This is a genomic window from Mesorhizobium sp. M4B.F.Ca.ET.017.02.2.1 (assembly GCF_003998955.1).
Taxonomy (GTDB): domain Bacteria; phylum Pseudomonadota; class Alphaproteobacteria; order Rhizobiales; family Rhizobiaceae; genus Mesorhizobium; species Mesorhizobium abyssinicae.
The window spans coordinates 1-16,391 of record NZ_RZOF01000113.1 but is presented as its reverse complement, the minus strand read 5'-3'; the positions used below and the strand labels follow the sequence as shown (position 1 = coordinate 16,391).

Below are 16,391 nucleotides of genomic sequence, written 5' to 3'. Positions count from 1 at the left end.
CGGCAGCGCAGCGTTTTTCAGCGCTTCGCGCAGGATGACCTGCGTCTCCGAAAAGCCCTTCACGCGCGCCAGCACGACATAGTCGAGGTCGAGTACTTCCTTCAGCGACTGTTTCAGCAATTGCGCGATGATCGCGGCCAGCGGCAGCGCCAGCGCCACGGCCGGCATCAGCATGTGCTTGAGCAGGTCCCAGGTGAGATCGAAGCGGAGCCGAAGCAGGCTCTCGACGAGATAGAACTGGGTGACGAAGGGCAGGTCGAGCTGCGGCGACACCCGCCCGGAAATGTCGAAGACCGGGACAAGGACGCCGAACAGCAGGATCAGCACCAGTCCCCACAGGAAATCGGGGATGGAGAGCGCCGTGCCGCTGGCGATGTCGATGCCGGCCTCGACCGCCGTGCCGCGCTCGCGCGCCCCGAGGATCGCCGCCGTGCCGCCGATCGCCACCGCCATCAGAAGCGCCACGGTCGCAAGCTCCAGCGTCGCCGGCAGCCTGTCGAAGACCAGCCCCAGCACATCCTGCCGCAGCGATATCGAGGTGCCGAAATCGCCGCGCAGGACGCCGCCGAGCCAGATGAAGAACTGCTGCACGATGGTCTTGTCGAGCCCGTAGAGCGCCCGCAGCCGCGCGATGTCCTCATCGCTGGCGCCGGGCGGCAACATCATCGCGATCGGGTCACCGGGCGCCACCCGGATGACGACGAAGACGACCACAGCCACGCCGAACAGCGTGACCAGCATGGTCAGCAGACGAACGAGGAATCTTTGCAGCAGCATCAGCCTGTATGCCCGGATGAAAAAATGCGCGCCGTCTTCGCGACGGCGCGCGGCAATCCAAGGCCGATGATCAGGCCGGGGTCATCAGCGCCGGCAGCAAGGCACCCGACACATGCTGCACCACATTGACACCCTTGGCGTGCACGATCGGCTGCGCATACTGGATCAGCGGCAGCACATAGGCCTGCTCGGCGATGTATTTGTCGACCGCCTTCCAGCCGGCGATACGCTTGGCCTCGTCCTTCTCGCCCCAGAGCGGGTTGATCATGTCGATCAGGTCCTTGCTGTCCCAGACCGAATGCGGGCTCGGGCCGTACATGGCAAAGCCGGTCGACGTCGTCGGATCGCCGATCGCGTTGCCCCAGTTGTAGAAGGCCGCCGGCGCCAGCTTGTCGGCGGCGCGCAGCTCATAGTGCTTGGCGATCTCGTAGACCTCGATCGTCGCCTCGATGCCGACCTTGCGCCACATGCCGACGATGGCCTGGATCATCTCATAATCCTTGGGCTTGAAGCCCTTGGTCGTCTGGATCGTGAACTTGACCGGCTTGTCCGGCGAAAAGCCGGAAGCGGCGAGCAGTTCTTTCGCCTTTTCCGGATTGTGCTCGACCTTGATCGAAGCATCGAAGGCCGTGTATTCCGGCGTCTCCAGCGTGGCGATCGGCTGGCCGTAGCCGCGCAGCAGCCGCTTGACCAGCAGCTCCTTGTCCACCGCCATCACCGCCGCCTGGCGGACGTTCTTGTCCAGCATCGCCTCGATGTCGTTGAAGAAGATCATGCCGATGTCGGAGACGTTCTTGATCGAGCCCGCGAGCCCGTCCTTAGTGATCAGCCGGTCATATTCCTCATAGGGGATCTCGAGCGTCACCTGCGAGGAGCCGGACTCGATCTCGGCGACGCGGCTCGCCGCGTCGGTGACGAACTTGATCGTCACGTTCTCGAAGGCCGGCTTGGCGCCCCAGTAGTTCGGATTGGCCTTTAGCCGCAGGAAGGCGTTGCGCTCGAACTTGTCGACCATGTACGGGCCGGTGCCGATCGGCGCCTTCTCGAAGCCCTCGGCGCCGACCTTCTCGTAATAGGCCTTCGGCATGATGTAGCCGGTCAGGAACGACATCCATTTGAAATAGACCGGGTCGAACTGCACGACGTCGCCGGTGATCTTGTTGCCGTCGATCTTGAAGTTGTTGACGTTCTTCCACACGAACTGGATCGGGTTGCCGGTCTTCTCGTCGCCGGCCCGCTGCAGCGACCAGACCACGTCCTCGGGCGTGAACGGCGAGCCGTCATGCCACTTCACCCCCTCGCGCACCGTCATCGTCACCTTGGTGCGGTCCTCGTTCCAGCCCCATTCGGTGAGCAGGCCGGGCGTGAAGGAAAGGTCCGGCTTCTGCGGGATGAACTGGTCGAACACCGACTGGTAGAGACCCTGGATCGTCGGGTTGACGGCGGAAGGCCCGGTCGTCGGGTCCCAGGACGGCAAATTGACGTTATAGGCGATGGTCAGTTCTCCCGCCGCCTTGGCTGCCTTCGGCAGGCCGAGCGCGGTCGCGCCGATCGCCGCCGCGCCGTATCCGAGCAAGTCACGTCTGTTGATGGTCATGGTCGTTCCCCTGTGGTTGTGCTTCTTTGCGCGGCATTCTCATTCGATCGTTGGGTTCAGGCTCCTTGGGCAACCGCGCCTTGCCCCCTGCATCCCGGAAAGATCGTCGCTCCTACCTCCCGCCCAGCTGTTCAGCGAGCATGAAGCCCGAGGCGGCGCCGGTGCCGGCGCCGGGCCATGTCGCGGCGCCGGTGAGGTAGAGGTTTGAGACCGGCGTGTTCCAGCCGGCGTAGCCACGGGCCGGGCGGAAAAGAAAATTCTGCGCCAGATGATGGCTGCCGCAGACCTGGTCGCCGCCGACGAGGTTCGGATTCTCGCGCTCGAGATCGAGCGGCGAGAAGACGGCTTGGCCGAGGATTTTTTGGCGCAGGCCCGGCGCGTAACTCTCGATGATCTCGAGCACGCGCTCGGCATAGGCGTCCTTGATCGCTTCCCACGGACCAGGCTCGATCCTGCCGGCCGCGTCGCCGAGGATTTCGGCCGGCAGCATGCGCACCTGCACCCACAGCACATGCTTGCCTGCGGGCGCGCGGGACGGATCGACGGCCGTCGGCTGACCGACAACCAGCACCGGCTGGTCCGGCAGCATGCCCGCTGTCGCCTGCTGGTAGGTGCGCGACATGGCGTCGAGCGAGGGCGAAAGATGCACATAGGCGAACTGGCGAAGCTCGGCCCCGGCGCTCCAGTCGGGCAGGTCGTCCACCGCCAGGTGGATCATCATCGTGCCTGGCGCGTAACGGAATTTCTTCATCGCCGCGTCGAAGCCGGCATCGCCCGAACCGTCGGGCAGAAGCTTGCCCGGCAGCGCCTTCGGCGCGACGCCGGCAATCACTGCCTTGCTGGCGACGTGGAAATCCCCGGACGCGAGCCGCACGCCGGTCGCCCGGCCGCCCGCGACCGTGATCTCGGCGACCTCGGCGCCGGTTGCGATCTTGCCGCCAGCCGCCGTCACCATGCCGGCAAGCGCGCGGATCATGCTGTCGGCGCCGCCTTTGCCCAGCACCATGCCGAAACTCTGGTTGGCCATCGATTCCAGATAGGGGAACACGGCGCCGCCGGCGATGTCGGGCGCGAAGTCGAGATGCATGCCCCAGGCGGCGAGCGTCGCGCGCACATGCGGCGTCTCGAAGTTTTCTTCCAGCCACGCGCGCGGCGAGGAGAGCAGCAGCCGGCCGGTGTCGAGCGCGCCGGCGATGCCCTTCTTGCGCCAGAGCTTCCAGGCCGTGCCGGCCAGCGCGCGGGCGCTCATCGGCGAGCCCAGCAGCCGGAACAGATGCTCGGCTTCGCCCGGAAAGGCGTCGACAAGACGCCGCCAAGTATCGGCGTCCTCTGCGGAGAAGGCGGCCAGCCGCGCGGCGGTCTTCTCCAGGTCGTTGCTGACGCCGAACCATTTGCCGTCCGGGAAGGCGCTGGCGAAACAGTCCGCCACCGGAGCGAATTCCAGCCCGTGGTTTTTCAATTCATTTGCATATTTCCGGTGGAAGGCCGAGCCCGCGAACAGGCTCAGATTCATCGCGCCGAAATCGTGGCGGAAGCCGGGCAAGGTGAATTCGCGGGTCTGCACCGCGCCGCCGATTGCTGCACTGCGTTCAAAAACGGCTGTTTTCCAGCCTTTGCGCGCCAGATGCGCGGCGCATGCCAGACTGTTGTGGCCCGCCCCGACAATGATGGCGTCGAACTCGCTCACGCCTCGCCCCAAAATGCTTTATGCTTAAAGATAATTGCAGATGCATATGTTTTCGTCTAGTAGGATATTAAGGGCCGCAACGAGCCTCGATCTTCATCGACAAGAGGGAACTGAGACCATGGACACGCAAAATCTCCTCGGCGAGGTCGCCGGCCAGCTGCTTTCGGGCGCCATCCGCGTGGTCGACCTGTCGGCGCCGCTCGGGCCGAACACGCCGCTGATCAAGCTGCCGCCGGAGCTCGCCGTCGACACGCCGAAGGTCGAGATCCACGCCATCTCCAAATATGACAAGAACGGGCCGTGGTGGGCCTGGAACTGGCTGAAGCTCGGCGAGCATTCGGGCACGCATTTCGATGCGCCGCAGCACTGGATCACCGGGAAGGACTACCCGGACGGCGCCACCGACACCATTCCGGCGCAGAATTTCGTCGGCCCGGTCAATGTCATCGACTGCTCGAAGGAATCAGCCGCCGACCACGATTTCCTTCTCACCGTCGACCACATCAAGGCCTGGGAAGCCAAGCATGGCGCCATCAATCCCGGCGAGTGGGTGGTGATGCGCACCGACTGGTACAAGCGCAACGGCTCGGAGGCCGAGTTCCTCAACGCCAACGAGACCGGCCCGCACACGCCCGGCCCGACGGCGGAAGCCATCCAGTTCCTGATAAGCAAGGACATCAAGGGCTGGGGCTCGGAGACGATAGGCACCGATGCCGGCAAGGCCGGCGGCATGGAGCCGCCGTTCCCGGCGCACACACTGATGCACAAGGCCAATCGCTATGGTCTGGCCAGCCTCTGCAACCTCGACCAGCTGCCGCCGAAAGGCGCGATCCTGATCGCCGCGCCGCTCAAGATCGAGCATGGCACCGGCAGCCCGATCCGCGCCCTGGCGCTGGTGCCGGGCAAATAGGGCGAGGTGGCGGTCTTCGGGAGAAGATCATGCTCGCAGGCGATGTCGTGATGATGAAGTCGAGACGGCCGTCTTGGAGCGTCAGCGCTCTGCGGCGCGCCGCTCTGTCCTGCCGGACATATCCCCCACTTGGGGGGAGATTGGCAGTTTCGGCGCCCCGCTCAACCCTGCAACGAGGACAATTGGCGAAAGCCGCGATGCAAGCTGATCTCCCCTCTTGTGGGGGAGATGCCCGGCAGGGCAGAGGGGGGCGCGAAGGAAAGCGGCTTTGCGCGATTGACCTTCAACTGCCAGCACCCGGGAGCACCCCCCAATGAACGCCCCCGACCACATCATCGTCGGCAGCGGCATCAACGCCCTCGTCTGCGCGGCGATGCTGGGCGGCAAGGGGGCGAAGGTGCTCGTGCTGGAGCGCAACGACCGCATCGGCGGCTGCATGCGCACCGAGGAGATCACCGCGCCCGGCTTCGTCCATGACGTGATGGCGACGACCTTTGTGCTGTTCATCACCTCGCCGGCCTTTGCAGCACTTGGCAAGGATCTGGCGCGGCATGGGCTGGAGTTTTGCCACACCGCGACCCCGACCGGCGTGCTGAGGCCCGACGGCAGCCATGCCGTGCTCAGCACCGACCGCGCCGCCAACATCGCGGCGCTCAACAAGATCGCCTCGGGCGACGGCGACCGCCACGGCAACGATGTCGGCGGCGTCGAGCGCAATGCAGGCCTGCTGTTCGGCCTGCTCGGCGGCGCCTTGTGGTCCTATCCGACGACGAAGCTGCTTACCGGCGAGGCCTGGCGGCGCGGGCCGCGCAACCTTGCCGCCTTCCTCGGCGAGGCGCTGGCGCCGGCGCGCGGCTGGCTGGAGACGGCCTACACATCCGAGACGATCCGTGCGCTCTGGGCGCCCTGGGTGCTGCATGCCGGCCTCGGGCCGGAAGACGCCTTTTCCGGGCAGATCGCCAAGGTTATTGCGTTTGCGCTGGAGGCTGCCGGCGCGCCGATCGTCAAGGGCGGGGCGAAAAACCTGCTTGCCGCCTTCGAGGCGCTGATCAAGGAGCGCGGCGGCGTGATCTCCACCGACGCGGACGTCGCCTCCATCATCCTCGAAGGCGGCCGCGCTACCGGTGTGCGGCTGGCCTCTGGCGAAACAGTGCACGCGAAAAAGAGCGTCATCTGCTCGGTCACGCCGACCCAGCTTTATGGCCGCCTGCTCGGCAGGGATGCGCCGGAAGCGGCTGTCGAAGCGACGCGGAATTATCGCTACGGCAAGGGCAACTTCCAGATCCACTATGCCTTGAGCAAACCGCCGGCCTGGCGCGGCGAGGGGCTGGACAAGGTGGCGTTGCTGCATCTGACGCCCGGCCTCGACGGCGTCTCCAAAGCCTGCAACGAAGCGCTGCGCGGCCTGCTTCCGGAAGTGCCGACCATCTGCGTCGGCCAGCCGCACGCGCTCGACCCGTCGCGCTGCCCGCAGGGCAAGGCGATCCTCTGGCTGCAGCTGCCCGAGTCGCCCAGACACATCAAGGGCGATGCCGCCGGCAAGCTCGCGGCTCCGGCGGACGGGCAATGGACCGCCGAGTTGCGCGAGGCCTATGCCGACCGCGTCGAAGCGATCCTCGCCAACCACATCGACGGCTTCAGCGGCAGTGTGATCGCGCGTCGTGCCTATTCGCCGGCCGACCTCGAAGCGATGAACATCAACCTGGTCGGCGGCGATCCCTATGGCGGCTCGTCGACCATCGACCAGGCCTTCCTGTGGCGGCCGTTCAAGGCAAGCCGCAACCATGCGACCGGCATCAAGAACCTCTACCACATCGGCGCCTCGACCCATCCGGGCGCCGGGCTTGGCGGCGGCTCCGGCTACCTGCTGGCGGGGAGGCTGTGATGGAGGAGAAGGTCCAGCAGAAGCGCCAGCGCATCTCGACCCTGGGCGAGATCGGCCTGCAGCAATTCGCGCCCTACCTGATGAACCGCATCATGGGCCGCTACAACGCCACGCTGCGCGAGGATTTCCGCAAGCAGGGCCTGACCATTCCGCAGGTCCGCACGCTGGCCGTGCTGTCGGTGACCGACGGCGTCACCGTCAATGACCTCTCGGTCTACACGGTGATCGAGCAGTCGACCTTGAGCCGGACGCTCGACACGCTTGAGGGCCAGGGTCTCGTGCGCCGCGAGCAAGGTGTCTCCGACAGCCGCTTCCGCCATGTGTTCCTGACCGATGACGGCCGGGCGCTGTTCACGCGCGCCTGGCCGGCCATGCACGATGCCTTCGAGGCCATGTTCGACGGCGTCGACGACGCCGAATACGCGGCCCTGATCGCCATATTGCAGAAGATGCTCAAGAACATCCGCAAGCACGACATCTAGACGTACGCGCCGCCGGATGCCGGCGGCAACGGAAGGAGGCCACCATGGCCGAACGGTCTTTTGCCAAGGAAGTCGAGAAGCTCCGCCTCGGCGCCGGCCAGGAGTTCGCCGGCGAAGGCATTCTCGCCATCACCAAGGCGCTGCTGCAATGCGGCGTGGGCTATGTCGGCGGCTATCAGGGCGCGCCGATCAGCCATTTGATGGACGTGCTCGCCGACGCGCAGGACATTCTCGGAGAACTCGGCGTGCATTTCGAGGCGAGTGCCTCGGAAGCCACCGCCACCGCGATGCTTGCCGCCTCCGTGCATTACCCGATCCGCGGTGCCGCCACCTTCAAGTCGACGGTCGGCACCAATGTCGCTTCCGATGCGCTGGCCAATCTGGCGTCCGGCGGCGTCACCGGCGGCGCGCTGATCATCGTCGGCGAGGACTATGGCGAGGGCTCCTCCATCATGCAGGAGCGCAGCCACGCCTTCGCCATGAAGAGCCAGGTCTGGCTGCTCGATCCGCGCCCGAACCTGCCCTCGATCGTCAAGGCGGTCGAGGACGGCTTCGAGCTGTCGGAAGCCTCCAACACGCCGGTCATGCTGCAGGTGCGCATCCGCTGCTGCCACGTCCACGGCCATTTTGTCGCCAAGGACAACAAGCGGCCGCCAATGTCGGTGGCCGATGCGCTGGAAGCGCCGCGCCGCGACACCGGCCGCATCGTGCTGCCGCCCGCCTCCTTCCTGCATGAGAAGGAGAAGGTGGCGAAGCGCTGGCCGGCGGCGGTCGATTTTATCAGGAGCCGCAAGATCAACGAGATCTTCGGCTCCGATCATGGCTCCGTCGGCATCGTCATGCAGGGCGGCATGTACAATTCGGTCATCCGCGCGCTGCAGCGGCTCGGCCTCGCCGACACCTATGGTGACACCGACGTGTCGCTCTATGTGCTGAACGCCGTCTATCCGCTGGTCGACGACGAGTTCCTCGCTTTCTGCGAGGGCAAGCAAGCGGTGCTGGTCGTCGAGGAAGGCCAGCCCAACTACATCGAACAGGCTTTTGCCGCCATGCTGCACAAGGCCGGCCGCGGCACCAGGCTGGTCGGCAAGGAGCATTTGCCGATGGCCGGCGAATATACCGGCCAGGTCATGCTCGACGGCATCGGCTCCTTCCTGCGGGCGCATGCTCCGCATCTGCTGCCGGGCGAGGTGAGGGCGCCGAACAAATCGGGCGAAGGCGTCGACACCGCCGACCTGATCAACGTCGTCCCCGGCCGCCCGCCTGGCTTCTGCATCGGCTGCCCGGAACGGCCGATCTTCGCCGCGACCAAGCTGGTCGAGCAGGAGCTCGGCAAGCACCACATCGCCTCCGACATCGGCTGCCATCTGTTCTCGATCATGCCGCCCTTCGAGCTTGGCGCCACCACCATGGGTTACGGGCTGGGGCCGGCCTCGGCTTCGGCGTTCAATTCGCCTGATGCAAAACGCCGCTCGATCTCCTTCGTCGGCGACGGCGGCTTCTGGCACAACGGCCTGACCTCCTCGATCGGCAATGCGGTGTTCAACAAGAACGACGGCGTCATCGTCATCGTCGACAATTTCTACTCGGCCGCCACCGGCGGGCAGGACATCCTGTCCTCGCGCGCCTCGAACCGCACCAAATCGACAAAGCATCCGATTACCGAAGCGGTGAAGGGCATGGGCGTGAAGTGGCTGCGCCACATCGACCGCACCTATGACGTCGGCAAGATGCAGGCGACGCTGCGCGAGGCGCTGACGACCGAGGAGAAGGGCCCCAAGGTCATCGTCGCGTCGTCCGAATGCATGTTGAACCGCCAGCGCCGCGAGAAGCCGCTGGTCGACAAGGCGATCAAGGGCGGCGAGCGCATCGTCAAGCCGAAGTTCGGCGTCGACGAGGACATCTGCACCGGCGACCACGCCTGCATGCGGCTCTCGGGCTGCCCCTCGCTGTCGGTCAAGTCGCTCGACGATCCGCTGCGCGACGATCCGGTGGCATCGATCGACCAGAATTGCGTCGGCTGCGGCAATTGCGGCGAGGTGGCGGACGCCGCCGTGCTCTGCCCGTCCTTCTACCGCGCCGATGTCGTCCACAATCCCGGCCGCTGGGACCGTTTCCTCGAAAGCGCGCGGCGTGCGGTGATCGGGCGTCTGCAGCGCCGCCGCGAAAGCCGCCGGCTGGTGTTTGCCGATGCTTGATCACAACGCAGCGCTGCACCCGAAGGCGGGCGCCTCTGACGACGAGCGGGTGATAAAGCTCGCCGTGCTCGCCGTCGGCGGCCAGGGCGGCGGCGTGCTCGCCGACTGGATCACCGACGTCGCCGAGCGCAGCGGCTACATCGCCCAGTCGACCTCGGTGGCAGGCGTCGCCCAGCGCACCGGCGCGACGATCTATTACATCGAGATGGCCCGCGACACCGGCCGGCTGCCGGTCTTCGCGCTGTCGCCCTCGCAGGGCGACGTCGACATATTGATCGCCGCCGAGCTGATGGAAGCCGGCCGCGCCATCATCAGGGGATTCGTGACGCCCGAGCGCACAACGCTGATCGCCTCCTCGCACCGCATCGCAGCGGTGTCGGAAAAGATCGAGCCGGGCGACGGCCGCGCCTCGTCGGAGAAGGTGCACGCGACGGCGCAAGCCGCGGCCAGGCGGTTCATCGCCTTCGACATGGAAAAGGTCGCCGCCGAGAATGGCACCATGATCTCGGCCAGCCTGCTCGGCGCGCTGGCCGGTTCCGATGCGCTGCCCTTTGCGCGCGAGAACTACGAGCAGGCGATCGGCGCCGGCGGCCGCGGCGTCAAGGCCAGCCTCGCCGCCTTCGCCGCCGCTTACGATCGCGCGCGCGGCATCGCGGCTGCACCGTCGGACGAGAAGACGGCGACGAAGCCTGCCGCTCCTGAAGCCAGGTCAATGGCGAAGGTCAGCGGCCCCGAAACCTTGCTGAAGGGCTGGCAGGAACTTGCCGCCCGCGTCGGTGCCTTGCCAGAGCCGATGCGCGACATGGCCGAACGCGGCCTGAAGAAGGTCGTCGACTACCAGGACATCACCTATGGCGGCGAATATCTCGACCGGCTGGACAAGGCCGTCGCGCTAGATGGCCCGGAGCACGCCTATGCGCTGTCGATCGCCGCGGCGAAACATCTGGCCAACGCCATGTGCTACGACGACATGATCCGCGTCGCCGACCTCAAGACTCGCTCGACCCGCGACAGACGCGTGCGCAAGGAGGTCGGCGTCAAGGACGGAACGGTCCTGCAGGTGACCGAGTACTTCCATCCGCGCATCGAGGAATACTGCGGTACGCTGCCAGCCGGGCTGGGCAGCTATATCGAGGACAGGCCGAAACTTGCCGCTTTCCTCGACCGCCGCATCAATCGCGGCCGCCACATCCGCACCGACAGTTTCACCGGCTTCGCCATGCTGTGGGTCATTGGCGGCCTGCGCCGCTGGCGCCGCAGCCTGCTGCGCCACAAAGTCGAGGTCGAGCATCTGGAACGCTGGTACGAACTGGCGCTCGCCCACGCCCGCGAAGATTACGCGCTTGGCACGGAAATCCTGAACTGCCGCCGGCTGATCAAGGGCTACAGCGACACCCACGCCCGCGCCCAGTCGAAATTCGACCGCGTGCTTTCGGCGCTCCCCATGCTGAAGGGCCGCGACGATGCCGCCGACTGGACCCGCCGCCTGCGCGAGGCGGCGCTGAAGGACGAGAAGGGCGACATGCTGGATGGCGCGCTGAAGACGGTCGCGACGCTGGGATAGGGGGGACAGCAAGGCTGCAGCCGCGCCTTTGGAAATCGTGGATTGCGGCTCGCCAAGACGGCAATGCGGGTTCCAAGGAACGGTTCTTGGCACTTTGGGAGATGGCCGGGGCCGAGATCACGCAGATATGTCGGAGATTGACGGAACGGGTAGAGCGTTGAGGCCTTGCGGGCGCGAGCCAATTGCCGAACGCCTCGGTCGGGTAACGAACGACACCGCTGAAATACAAAACCCGGCGACCCCTATGCCGGCGATGACGTCCACCACGTAGTGGTTCGATACGATGGCGGCGGAAGCTGCCATCAGTATGTTCAGGAGGAGCATGGGGTAGCGGAGCCATTTCGCATCCCACGCGGCCCATGCACAGAGGGCCGCAATGGCGGCGTGGACGGAAGGGAAAGTCATAATCCCTTCGGCTCGCCCAAAATCGAAAACAAAGTTGGAATTTGAATGGATCCCAATCAGTTCATCAAGGAAGACGGTCGCCAGCTTTCCGTCGATGTATTTTAGATTGCTGGGGTCCATATGGTAGACACTGTAGGTGCCTAGCGCTGGGTACCAGATAGAAATGACGCAGGAAACGAAGCAGATGACGGCATACGCAATTGTCATCTGATACGACCGCAGGACATGCCCGGTCGATGCCAACATAAAGGGCAGAATCAGGAGCTGGAAATGGAAGCTTCTGTAGGCGATGTTCAGGACGAATGAGAGATTTTTTCGGCTGTCCACGAAAGCGATCAAGGCTGGCCAGTTGATGCCCAGCGCCTGATCCATCTGCCGCAGCTCTTCGTCGGCCCAAGGCACGTTCGAGCGTGCGGCGAGATAGACCGCGATTGTGATCGGGAAAACGAGCAGCGTCCCGTAAAGAAAATTTTCCAGTGCGGCCCTGAACAGAGGTGCCCTGTTCAGAAGGCTGGCACTCGCCACGATGGCCGCAACGAGCAAAAGAGCTTCAGGGACGCCCAGAACGTTTTCGACTTTCAGGCCGAGCACTGACGCGAGTGAATAGACGACGGCATAGGAAAAAGCCGTCAATCCGCTCAGAATGTACCTTGATGCCGAGATGTCGCTCATGTGTGACTCCATATGGATGTCACCATGAAAGACAATAATTAACATTGAACGCAGAAGTTGTAGTTGTTTGAAACTAGTAACTTGAAGTATCTGCAGCTAAATTAGAGTAGTCTAATATTCGATACTAATATGCCAACGGATGTTTGCGAAGATGAAGATTTGTAGTCGACATGCGGTCGGGTGGATTCTGGCATTGACCGCTGCGAGCGGGCCAAGACTTTCATAACACTGACGTCGCCAAATACGGCTTGACGCGCCGCGGTGGTACAATTGCGATTGGAGGGGAAACTGGTGCCGCTTGCGTGCCTCGAACACGCGACCTCATCATTAGCGGCCCGGGAAGCGCTAGGCCTCGCGGCGATGCCGCCGACTGGATCCGCCGCCTGCGCGAAGCCGCGCTGAAGGACGAGAAGGGCGACATGCTGGATGGCGCGCTGAAGACGGTGGCGACGCTGGGCGGATAGGCTCCGGAGATGCTCCGGTTGCTGCCGTGGACGCTGGCTATTCAGTTGCCTCCCGTCCCGAGACCTGCTCGACGAGGATCCGGAAAAAGACATGCGGCAGGCTATCTGAAAGAGGAGGCGTGACAGGCTTGAGCGCGCCGGGCTCCCACCAGCCCGCGTGCTTGCTCAGCACTGCCCAGGCATGGTCGCGTTGAACCTTGTGGCCGATCCGGTCCGGCAGTTCCTCATAGCGGCCCTCGACGATCACGCTTTTCCAGCCGCGCCCCTGCGTGTGTTCCTGCACCTGGGCGCACACCAGGGGATTCTCCCGCATCCAGTCGACCTTCTTGCCCAACAGGGAGAAGGCGTAGAGGTGGTTGTCGGCATAGGCGTAGTTGAAGGGCACGACATAGGGTTGTCCGTCCTTCGCGCAGGCCAAATGCCCGGTGCGGTTGGCCGCCAGCATTTTCGTGCATTCCAGGGTGGAGAGCGTGCGGATCATCATCTGTGTGACCTCCCTTTTCCAGCCGGCTTCGGCCTCGCGAATTTCTGCCGATCGGTTCTTGCCGATATTAGCGCAGGATACGTCCTCGCTCACTGCTATGGATCAAATTCGTTATGGGGCGAATGCCGTGCCAAACCGCACCGATCGGCAGCACCCGCGTTGGAAACGGCGCGGGCGTTTCGACTGCCGCTTCGGTGATGATCGCGGGGTCAGGCGCGAAAAACTGGATCGCTCGGGCCGGCGATCCACACCTATGCGTTTGCCTCGCGTCCCGAGACCTTTTCGACAAGGACCCGGACCTGCGGCACGCTGTCTGACTTGCGGGCGTGACGCGCGGGAGAGCGCATCCTTGCAGCCGCGACGATCACTCCGGCACGCCGGCGATGCTCAGCGCCTCGACGTAACGCTCGGCGAACACCTTGTCCAGCCACGGGTTGATCTGCCTCTGCAGGGTGAGCGTGTATGTCGGGAAAGCCTCCATCAGCCGCCGCGCCGCCGCCTGCGCCTCGTGAAGCCGGTTCAGTTTGACCAGCGCCATGATAACCACCCGGTGCGACGAGCCGTAGTTCGGCATCTCGTGCAGCGCGCGTTCTCCCCATGCCAGCGCTTCCTCGTAGCGCTCGAGCATCAGGTAGCTCATGCCGATGCCGGAGAGCGCGATGCCCTTCTCGGGATCGACCGGGCTCAGCCGCATGGCCCTGTGAAAGTGCTCGATCGCGACGAGCGGGCGGCTGGAATGCGCGTTCACCCAGCCGCAGCCCGTATGGCCCTGCGCCGAATTGGGGTTGAGCAGCAGGGATCGTTCGATCGTGCGCAGCGCCATCTCGTACTCTTTCGCGCTGTAGGCGATCACCTGCGCGGCGAAGCGCAGGCTCGTGGGGTCGTCGCGCGCTTCCGCCAGTACCTCGCGCGCCATGCGCGCGGCGACGCGGGTATCGTCCGGCTCATGCCAGCACTGGCTCACGGACAGACTGCGGATATAGGCGCCGAGTCCCTTCGCCAGGTTGAAGCCGGGGTCGATGCTGAGCGCCTCGTTGGTGAGCCGGCGCACGTCGGCAAAGCCTTCGCGCGTCATGCTGTAGAAGCGCGGCAGCGCGCGAAGGTAGAGGTCGTAGGCGCTTATGTAGTCGGTCGGCTTCATGCGCGCCTGCTTGATCTCTTCCAGCCGGATGCTCGGCTCGACAGCGCCGACGACGCTCTCGGTCACCTTGTCCTGCAGGTCGAAGATGTCGCTCAGGTCGCCCTCGAAACGGTCGGTCCAGATATGGTGTCCGCTGATCGCGTCCACCAACTGCCCACTGATGCGCACCCGCGATCCTGCTCTGCGGATGCTGCCCTCGAGCACGTAGCGGACGCCCAGCTCGCGCCCGACCTGGCGCAGGTCCACCGCCCGGCCCTTGTAGGTGAAGGACGAGTTGCGGGCGATCACGAAGAAGGAGTTCACCCGGCTCAATCCGGTGATGATGTCCTCAACCAGCCCGTCGGCGAAGTATTCCTGGTCGGGGTCGCCGCTCATGTTGGTGAAAGGCAGGACCGCGATCGAGGGTCTCTCGGGCAAGGGAGGCGGTGCAGCCACCGCGGCGCTGGCGTCAGTCTCGACGCGGTAGGCGCGCACGGGCCGCTCGATGTTCTTCAGACGCAGCTCGCCGAGCGGCGTGAAGCCGCAGTCGAGCTTGCCCTGAAGGTGGTCGTAGGCGGTGCCCGAGACGACCACGGTGCCGGGATCGGCGATGCCTTCGAGGCGGGCGGCGATGTTGACCCCGTCGCCGTAGAGGTCGCCGTCCTCCTCGCAGACCACGTCGCCGAGATTGACGCCGATGCGCAAATGAATCCGCTCGTCCTCGGCCGTCTCCGCCTCGCGGTCCGCCACGGCCTGCTGGATCGCGATCGCCGCGTTCACTGCATTGACGACGCTGGCGAACTCGCACAGCATGCCGTCGCCGGTGCGCTTGACGATCCGCCCCCGGTGCTCGGAGACCAGTGGTTCGAGGAGATCCTTGCGGTAGATCTTCAGCCGTTCGAGCGTGCCGCGCTCGTCGCGTTCCGTCAGGCGCGAATAGCCGACCACGTCGCAAGCCAGGATCGCCGCGAGGTGACGCTGCGTGGTCGTTGCACCCGTCGGCCAGGCGTCCGCACGCGGACCGCCCCCCGTCCATGTCCTGCCGACTTCCAGACGCGCCGCGCGCATGGTGCTCATCTCTCCCAGTCCTCCGCCCTTCGCCGATGCGGAACGCAGCTTGACCTTGCCTATTCCTGGGACGCTGACGCACCACGCCCAGAAGGCCGGAGATATTTCCCGCTCTGTGTAACCGGCTGACGCCACCGTGGCGGTGCTTTTGTATCGGCCATCGATGCCAGAGATCGCTCAAACCCTCAGCAGCGTCTGCACCGGATGGCTGGGAAAGCTGGCGACGACAGCGGCCAGATTTCAAAATGGAGACACGACCCGACCTGCCAACGAAGTCATCCGAGGTGGATTTTCGGGTGGTTGGAATGCCACCCAGCTCCAGTGTATCCTCTTGGAAATAAAGCATTTCGAGCAGAGGAACTGGTGCCGCTTGCGTGACTCGAACACGCGACCCCATCATTACGAATGATGTGCTCTACCAACTGAGCTAAAGCGGCCCGGGAAGCGCTAGGCCTCCAAGATGGGCTGCGTGATAGACTCAACCCGCTGCGAATTCAAGATGGCTTGCGGCGAATTCAAATAAGCAACCGCGAATTCGGGCCGGAACTGGCAATTCGCGCCGGCTCCGGGCCTGCCTCAAAGCAGCCGCAGGAGCAATGCGACGCCGGTCCGAAGCACGGCGCCTGGCGGCTGGTGCGGGACAGTCTCGGCGAAATAGGTTGATTTCCTTGAAAAAAACCGCCGAAATCCGGTTTGTCCGGTTGCGCCGCGCAGAATGCGGCCGCCGGCCCGTTGATTGATTGGCCGCCTGCCGCTAACGATCATGGCAGGAATGTGCAGAGGGATTTGGCTTGGACGCGATCGAAAAAGCGATCCGCAACGCCTTCGAGAAGGGCAATGCCGAGGACCGCCTCTTTCGCGAGCGGGTCTATCGCTCGGCCTTTGCCGCGCTCGACCGCGTGCTGCAGGCCAATCCGAACGTGACCGTGGAAATGGCCATCAAGCGCCGCAAGGCGGTGCAGGCCAAGATCGCCGAGATCGAATCGGAGTTCCTGCCGGCGGTCCCCGATGTCGCCGCGCTGGACGAGAGTGACACGGCGGCGGCGGTTGCCCCTGAAATCGCCGTGTCGGCCGAGAC

General features: G+C 64.7%; 12 protein-coding genes, 1 tRNA gene and 1 pseudogene. 7 read left to right on the top strand and 7 right to left on the bottom strand.

From position 1 onward, the window contains the following. The 3 genes from EN738_RS15775 to EN738_RS15765 all read right to left on the bottom strand — a co-directional run. The coding region (locus tag EN738_RS15775; protein ID WP_145966855.1) for an ABC transporter permease at positions 1 to 777 on the bottom strand (777 nt) is incomplete at its 3' end. A gap of 70 nt (positions 778 to 847) precedes the next feature. Next, the gene (locus EN738_RS15770; protein ID WP_127284498.1) at positions 848 to 2,374 is read right to left on the bottom strand and encodes an ABC transporter substrate-binding protein; all 1,527 of its coding nucleotides are present in this window, start codon (positions 2,372 to 2,374) and stop codon (positions 848 to 850) included. 112 nt (positions 2,375 to 2,486) lie between these two features. Beyond that, entirely contained in the window at positions 2,487 to 4,061 is a 1,575-nt protein-coding gene (locus EN738_RS15765; RefSeq protein ID WP_127284497.1) for an NAD(P)/FAD-dependent oxidoreductase, read from the bottom strand. A gap of 118 nt (positions 4,062 to 4,179) precedes the next feature. Here EN738_RS15765 and EN738_RS15760 point away from each other — a divergent pair, with 118 nt between their 5' ends. The 5 genes from EN738_RS15760 to EN738_RS15740 all read left to right on the top strand — a co-directional run bounded on the left by EN738_RS15760 (position 4,180) and on the right by EN738_RS15740 (position 11,100). Continuing rightward, positions 4,180 to 4,971 (top strand): cyclase family protein, encoded by a 792-nt coding sequence (locus EN738_RS15760; RefSeq protein ID WP_127284496.1) that lies wholly within the window; start codon positions 4,180 to 4,182, stop codon positions 4,969 to 4,971. A 313-nt stretch (positions 4,972 to 5,284) separates the two neighbouring features. Continuing rightward, positions 5,285 to 6,856, top strand: coding sequence for an NAD(P)/FAD-dependent oxidoreductase (locus EN738_RS15755; protein ID WP_127284495.1), 1,572 nt, complete (start codon positions 5,285 to 5,287; stop codon positions 6,854 to 6,856). Further along, a complete protein-coding gene (locus EN738_RS15750) occupies positions 6,856 to 7,338 on the top strand; it encodes a MarR family transcriptional regulator (protein WP_127284494.1) in 483 nt (160 codons plus the stop codon). Before EN738_RS15755 ends, EN738_RS15750 begins: the two co-directional genes overlap by 1 nt. A 44-nt stretch (positions 7,339 to 7,382) precedes the next feature. Further along, a complete protein-coding gene (locus EN738_RS15745; protein ID WP_127284493.1) occupies positions 7,383 to 9,536 on the top strand; it encodes an indolepyruvate ferredoxin oxidoreductase subunit alpha in 2,154 nt (717 codons plus the stop codon). After that, the gene (locus EN738_RS15740) at positions 9,529 to 11,100 is read left to right on the top strand and encodes an indolepyruvate oxidoreductase subunit beta family protein (protein ID WP_127284492.1); all 1,572 of its coding nucleotides are present in this window, start codon (positions 9,529 to 9,531) and stop codon (positions 11,098 to 11,100) included. The genes EN738_RS15745 and EN738_RS15740 overlap by 8 nt, the downstream gene beginning before the upstream one ends. A gap of 117 nt (positions 11,101 to 11,217) precedes the next feature. Here EN738_RS15740 and EN738_RS15735 read toward each other — a convergent pair whose 3' ends face one another. Further along, on the bottom strand, positions 11,218 to 12,177 hold the full coding sequence (locus EN738_RS15735) for a phosphatase PAP2 family protein (RefSeq protein ID WP_189340510.1): 960 nt from the start codon (positions 12,175 to 12,177) through the stop codon (positions 11,218 to 11,220). A gap of 302 nt (positions 12,178 to 12,479) precedes the next feature. Here EN738_RS15735 and EN738_RS35500 point away from each other — a divergent pair, with 302 nt between their 5' ends. After that, positions 12,480 to 12,641: a hypothetical protein gene (locus EN738_RS35500; RefSeq protein ID WP_187331360.1), complete on the top strand. Its 162-nt coding sequence runs from the start codon at positions 12,480 to 12,482 to the stop codon at positions 12,639 to 12,641. A 37-nt stretch (positions 12,642 to 12,678) separates the two neighbouring features. On the opposite strand, the gene EN738_RS15730 is transcribed toward EN738_RS35500, so the two are convergent. The 3 genes from EN738_RS15730 to EN738_RS15720 form a co-directional block, all read right to left on the bottom strand. Beyond that, positions 12,679 to 13,125, bottom strand: a complete 447-nt coding sequence (locus EN738_RS15730) for a pyridoxamine 5'-phosphate oxidase family protein (protein WP_127284500.1) — start codon at positions 13,123 to 13,125, stop codon at positions 12,679 to 12,681. 364 nt (positions 13,126 to 13,489) lie between these two features. Then, a complete protein-coding gene (locus EN738_RS15725; protein WP_245494557.1) occupies positions 13,490 to 15,322 on the bottom strand; it encodes an adenylate/guanylate cyclase domain-containing protein in 1,833 nt (610 codons plus the stop codon). Positions 15,323 to 15,674: 352 nt separating this feature from the next. Continuing rightward, positions 15,675 to 15,750 (bottom strand) — tRNA-Thr (locus EN738_RS15720). Positions 15,751 to 16,104: 354 nt separating this feature from the next. Between EN738_RS15720 and EN738_RS15715 the strand changes: the two are divergent. Continuing rightward, a pseudogene (locus EN738_RS15715) lies at positions 16,105 to 16,391 on the top strand (hypothetical protein); the annotation flags it as partial.

Bases quoted from the DNA above. Each gene is read 5' to 3' on its own strand.
- EN738_RS15770 (WP_127284498.1), bottom strand. From the start codon at position 2,374: ATGACCATCAACAGACGTGACTTGCTCGGATACGGCGCGGCGGCGATC.
- EN738_RS15740 (WP_127284492.1), top strand. From the start codon at position 9,529: ATGCTTGATCACAACGCAGCGCTGCACCCGAAGGCGGGCGCCTCTGAC.
- EN738_RS15735 (WP_189340510.1), bottom strand. From the start codon at position 12,177: ATGAGCGACATCTCGGCATCAAGGTACATTCTGAGCGGATTGACGGCT.
- EN738_RS15760 (WP_127284496.1), top strand. From the start codon at position 4,180: ATGGACACGCAAAATCTCCTCGGCGAGGTCGCCGGCCAGCTGCTTTCG.
- EN738_RS15730 (WP_127284500.1), bottom strand. From the start codon at position 13,125: ATGATGATCCGCACGCTCTCCACCCTGGAATGCACGAAAATGCTGGCG.
- EN738_RS15750 (WP_127284494.1), top strand. From the start codon at position 6,856: ATGGAGGAGAAGGTCCAGCAGAAGCGCCAGCGCATCTCGACCCTGGGC.
- EN738_RS15725 (WP_245494557.1), bottom strand. From the start codon at position 15,322: ATGAGCACCATGCGCGCGGCGCGTCTGGAAGTCGGCAGGACATGGACG.
- EN738_RS15745 (WP_127284493.1), top strand. From the start codon at position 7,383: ATGGCCGAACGGTCTTTTGCCAAGGAAGTCGAGAAGCTCCGCCTCGGC.
- EN738_RS15755 (WP_127284495.1), top strand. From the start codon at position 5,285: ATGAACGCCCCCGACCACATCATCGTCGGCAGCGGCATCAACGCCCTC.